The sequence below is a fragment of the Paraburkholderia caffeinitolerans genome (assembly GCF_902859945.1).
Classification (GTDB): domain Bacteria; phylum Pseudomonadota; class Gammaproteobacteria; order Burkholderiales; family Burkholderiaceae; genus Paraburkholderia; species Paraburkholderia caffeinitolerans.
This window is the reverse complement of sequence record NZ_CADIKL010000087.1, coordinates 1-5,386: the sequence shown is the minus strand read 5'-3', so window position 1 is coordinate 5,386 and position 5,386 is coordinate 1. Positions and strand designations below refer to the sequence as shown.

The window sequence follows — 5,386 nt, the reverse complement described above, 5'->3', positions numbered from 1 at the left end:
CCGGGAGTAGCGAAAGTATCAAGAGTCTCACACAAAAGTAAGTCAGGTTTTTGAATTTATTCAGAAAACCTGTCAGCACTTTGAGTGAGCGACCGGTCTCGAGAGAGACCGAAAACAGTAACAGGTATTGAACTGAAGAGTTTGATCCTGGCTCAGATTGAACGCTGGCGGCATGCCTTACACATGCAAGTCGAACGGCAGCACGGGTGCTTGCACCTGGTGGCGAGTGGCGAACGGGTGAGTAATACATCGGAACATGTCCAGTAGTGGGGGATAGCCCGGCGAAAGCCGGATTAATACCGCATACGCTCTACGGAGGAAAGCGGGGGATCGCAAGACCTCGCGCTATTGGGGTGGCCGATGGCAGATTAGGTAGTTGGTGGGGTAAAGGCCTACCAAGCCGACGATCTGTAGCTGGTCTGAGAGGACGACCAGCCACACTGGGACTGAGACACGGCCCAGACTCCTACGGGAGGCAGCAGTGGGGAATTTTGGACAATGGGCGCAAGCCTGATCCAGCAATGCCGCGTGTGTGAAGAAGGCCTTCGGGTTGTAAAGCACTTTTGTCCGGAAAGAAATCCTCTGGGTTAATACCCCGGGGGGATGACGGTACCGGAAGAATAAGCACCGGCTAACTACGTGCCAGCAGCCGCGGTAATACGTAGGGTGCAAGCGTTAATCGGAATTACTGGGCGTAAAGCGTGCGCAGGCGGTGATGCAAGACCGATGTGAAATCCCCGGGCTTAACCTGGGAACTGCATTGGTGACTGCATCGCTAGAGTATGGCAGAGGGGGGTAGAATTCCACGTGTAGCAGTGAAATGCGTAGAGATGTGGAGGAATACCGATGGCGAAGGCAGCCCCCTGGGCCAATACTGACGCTCATGCACGAAAGCGTGGGGAGCAAACAGGATTAGATACCCTGGTAGTCCACGCCCTAAACGATGTCAACTGGTTGTCGGGCCTTCATTGGCTTGGTAACGTAGCTAACGCGTGAAGTTGACCGCCTGGGGAGTACGGTCGCAAGATTAAAACTCAAAGGAATTGACGGGGACCCGCACAAGCGGTGGATGATGTGGATTAATTCGATGCAACGCGAAAAACCTTACCTACCCTTGACATGTACGGAAGTCTGCCGAGAGGTGGATGTGCCCGAAAGGGAGCCGTAACACAGGTGCTGCATGGCTGTCGTCAGCTCGTGTCGTGAGATGTTGGGTTAAGTCCCGCAACGAGCGCAACCCTTGTCCCCAGTTGCTACGCAAGAGCACTCCGGGGAGACTGCCGGTGACAAACCGGAGGAAGGTGGGGATGACGTCAAGTCCTCATGGCCCTTATGGGTAGGGCTTCACACGTCATACAATGGTCGGAACAGAGGGTTGCCAAGCCGCGAGGTGGAGCCAATCCCAGAAAACCGATCGTAGTCCGGATCGCAGTCTGCAACTCGACTGCGTGAAGCTGGAATCGCTAGTAATCGCGGATCAGCATGCCGCGGTGAATACGTTCCCGGGTCTTGTACACACCGCCCGTCACACCATGGGAGTGGGTTTTGCCAGAAGTGGCTAGTCTAACCGCAAGGAGGACGGTCACCACGGCAGGATTCATGACTGGGGTGAAGTCGTAACAAGGTAGCCGTATCGGAAGGTGCGGCTGGATCACCTCCTTTCCAGAGCTCATTGCGAAACGTTGTTGAGCGCTCACACTTGTCGGCTGTATAGAAGACAGACTCAGGGGTCTGTAGCTCAGTCGGTTAGAGCACCGTCTTGATAAGGCGGGGGTCGATGGTTCGAATCCATCCAGACCCACCAATTGTCTGTGACGGCTGACTGATAAATGCGCCCCTTGAGTATGTATGTATGACTGGGGGATTAGCTCAGCTGGGAGAGCACCTGCTTTGCAAGCAGGGGGTCGTCGGTTCGATCCCGTCATCCTCCACCAATTCCCAATGCACAGCGTTCTGCACAAGCAGAAGACTGCGCATTGGCAATTGAGCCAGTCAGAGCGATATGAAAATATCGGCTGTCGTTCTTTAACAATCAGGAAGAAGTAGTAAAGAGATTCATCTGAAACACACTTAGAGATGGGTGTGGAGTAGGTGAATCAGGGTTGTGATTGTATCAATGTATTTTTAAGTGATCGAAAGATTGCCTTGAAATACGGCGCAACACGAATACTCAACCTGTAGCGCGTGAGTCCGGACGTGGCAACACGAAAGAGACACACCCGTTATAGGGTCAAGCGAACAAGTGCATGTGGTGGATGCCTTGGCGATCACAGGCGATGAAGGACGCGGTAGCCTGCGAAAAGCGGTGGGGAGCTGGCAAACGAGCTTTGATCCACCGATATCCGAATGGGGAAACCCACTCCGAATGGAGTATCCATGACTGAATACATAGGTCATGTGAAGCGAACGCGGCGAACTGAAACATCTAAGTAGCCGCAGGAAAAGAAATCAACCGAGATTCCCAGAGTAGTGGCGAGCGAAATGGGACCAGCCTGCATTCTTTATCTGAACTGTCAGCCGAACACTCTGGAAAGTGTGGCCATAGTGGGTGATAGCCCCGTAGGCGAAGACAGATTGGAAGAACTAGGTATGCGAAAAGTAGGGCGGGACACGTGAAATCCTGTCTGAAGATGGGGGGACCATCCTCCAAGGCTAAATACTCGTGATCGACCGATAGTGAACCAGTACCGTGAGGGAAAGGCGAAAAGAACCCCGGGAGGGGAGTGAAATAGATCCTGAAACCGCATGCATACAAACAGTCGGAGCCTCGCAAGGGGTGACGGCGTACCTTTTGTATAATGGGTCAGCGACTTACATTCAGTGGCAAGCTTAACCGAATAGGGCAGGCGTAGCGAAAGCGAGTCCGAACAGGGCGATTAGTCGCTGGGTGTAGACCCGAAACCAGGTGATCTATCCATGGCCAGGTTGAAGGCACGGTAACACGTGCTGGAGGACCGAACCCACTAACGTTGAAAAGTTAGGGGATGAGCTGTGGATAGGGGTGAAAGGCTAAACAAACCTGGAAATAGCTGGTTCTCTCCGAAAACTATTTAGGTAGTGCCTCGTGTATCACCTTCGGGGGTAGAGCACTGTCATGGTTGATGGGTCCATTGCGGATTACGTCGCCATAGCAAACTCCGAATACCGAAGAGTGCAATCACGGGAGACAGACATCGGGTGCTAACGTCCGGTGTCAAGAGGGAAACAACCCAGACCGCCAGCTAAGGTCCCCAAATATAGCTAAGTGGGAAACGAAGTGGGAAGGCTAAAACAGTCAGGAGGTTGGCTTAGAAGCAGCCACCCTTTAAAGAAAGCGTAATAGCTCACTGATCGAGTCGTCCTGCGCGGAAGATGTAACGGGGCTAAGCTATATACCGAAGCTGCGGATGCGTGCTTTGCACGCATGGTAGGAGAGCGTTCCGTAAGCCTGCGAAGGTGCACTGGAAAGTGTGCTGGAGGTATCGGAAGTGCGAATGCTGACATGAGTAGCGATAAAGGGGGTGAAAGGCCCCCTCGCCGTAAGCCCAAGGTTTCCTACGCAACGTTCATCGGCGTAGGGTGAGTCGGCCCCTAAGGCGAGGCAGAAATGCGTAGCTGATGGGAAGCAGGTCAATATTCCTGCACCATTGTTGAATGCGATGGGGGGACGGATCGCGGAAGGTTGTCCGGGTGTTGGAAGTCCCGGTCCTTGCATTGGAGAAGGCGCTTTGGCAAATCCGGGCGCGGAATTCAAGGGTGTGAGGCCAGTCTCTTCGGAGACGAAGCAACTGGAAGTGGTTCCAAGAAAAGCCTCTAAGCTTCAGTTCAGCAGTGACCGTACCGCAAACCGACACAGGTGGGCGAGATGAGTATTCTAAGGCGCTTGAGAGAACTCGGGAGAAGGAACTCGGCAAATTGGTACCGTAACTTCGGGATAAGGTACGCCCTGGTAGCTTGACTGGCTCGCGCCAGAAGGGTGAAGGGGTTGCAATAAACTGGTGGCTGCGACTGTTTAATAAAAACACAGCACTCTGCAAACACGAAAGTGGACGTATAGGGTGTGACGCCTGCCCGGTGCCGGAAGATTAAATGATGGGGTGCAAGCTCTTGATTGAAGTCCCGGTAAACGGCGGCCGTAACTATAACGGTCCTAAGGTAGCGAAATTCCTTGTCGGGTAAGTTCCGACCTGCACGAATGGCGTAACGATGGCCACACTGTCTCCTCCCGAGACTCAGCGAAGTTGAAGTGTTTGTGATGATGCAATCTCCCCGCGGCTAGACGGAAAGACCCCATGAACCTTTACTGTAGCTTTGCATTGGACTTTGAACCGGTTTGTGTAGGATAGGTGGGAGGCTGTGAAGCGGGAACGCTAGTTTCCGTGGAGCCGTCCTTGAAATACCACCCTGATCTGTTTGAGGTTCTAACCTTGGCCCGTGATCCGGGTCGGGGACAGTGCATGGTAGGCAGTTTGACTGGGGCGGTCTCCTCCCAAAGTGTAACGGAGGAGTACGAAGGTACGCTAGGTACGGTCGGAAATCGTGCTGATAGTGCAATGGCATAAGCGTGCTTGACTGCGAGACTGACAAGTCGAGCAGGTGCGAAAGCAGGTCATAGTGATCCGGTGGTTCTGTATGGAAGGGCCATCGCTCAACGGATAAAAGGTACTCTGGGGATAACAGGCTGATACCGCCCAAGAGTTCATATCGACGGCGGTGTTTGGCACCTCGATGTCGGCTCATCTCATCCTGGGGCTGTAGCCGGTCCCAAGGGTATGGCTGTTCGCCATTTAAAGAGGTACGTGAGCTGGGTTTAAAACGTCGTGAGACAGTTTGGTCCCTATCTGCCGTGGGCGCTGGAAGTTTGAGGGGGCCTGCTCCTAGTACGAGAGGACCGGAGTGGACGAACCTCTGGTGTACCGGTTGTCACGCCAGTGGCATTGCCGGGTAGCTATGTTCGGAAGAGATAACCGCTGAAAGCATCTAAGCGGGAAACTCGCCTCAAGATGAGACTTCCCCGGAGCTTCGAGCTCCTTGAAGGGTCGTTCGAGACCAGGACGTTGATAGGTCAGGTGTGGAAGCGCAGTAATGCGTTAAGCTAACTGATACTAATTGCCCGTAAGGCTTGATCCTATAACAGGTGTGTCTTGCGCCCGCAGAGGGTGAGCAGGACGCACAGGTTGAGAGATCGGTGTTGTGCCAGAAACAACACAACCCCAATTCAGCAACACCTCTTTACGCTTCTTCCCGATTGGCTGTGGCGCCCATAAAGGCGACGCAGCAACCCGTCAAGCCTGATGACCATAGCGAGCTGGTCCCACCCCTTCCCATCCCGAACAGGACCGTGAAACAGCTCCACGCCGATGATAGTGCGGATTGCCCGTGTGAAAGTAGGTAATCGTCAGGCTCC

Annotated in this window: 2 tRNA genes and 3 rRNA genes; all 5 read left to right on the top strand. The window is 53.7% G+C overall.

From position 1 onward, the window contains the following. The first annotated feature begins 129 nt into the window (after nucleotides 1-129). Nucleotides 130-1,662 (top strand): 16S ribosomal RNA (locus tag HV773_RS36260). Nucleotides 1,663-1,727: 65 nt separating this feature from the next. Next, nucleotides 1,728-1,804: transfer RNA gene (locus tag HV773_RS36255), tRNA-Ile, on the top strand. A gap of 54 nt (nucleotides 1,805-1,858) precedes the next feature. Beyond that, nucleotides 1,859-1,934: transfer RNA gene (locus HV773_RS36250), tRNA-Ala, on the top strand. 294 nt (nucleotides 1,935-2,228) lie between these two features. Further along, nucleotides 2,229-5,109 (top strand): 23S ribosomal RNA (locus HV773_RS36245). Nucleotides 5,110-5,269: 160 nt separating this feature from the next. Then, nucleotides 5,270-5,383 (top strand): 5S ribosomal RNA (gene rrf, locus HV773_RS36240). Together the 16S, 23S and 5S rRNA genes with 2 tRNA genes alongside form the textbook arrangement of a ribosomal RNA operon. The last annotated feature ends 3 nt before the right edge of the window (nucleotides 5,384-5,386 follow it).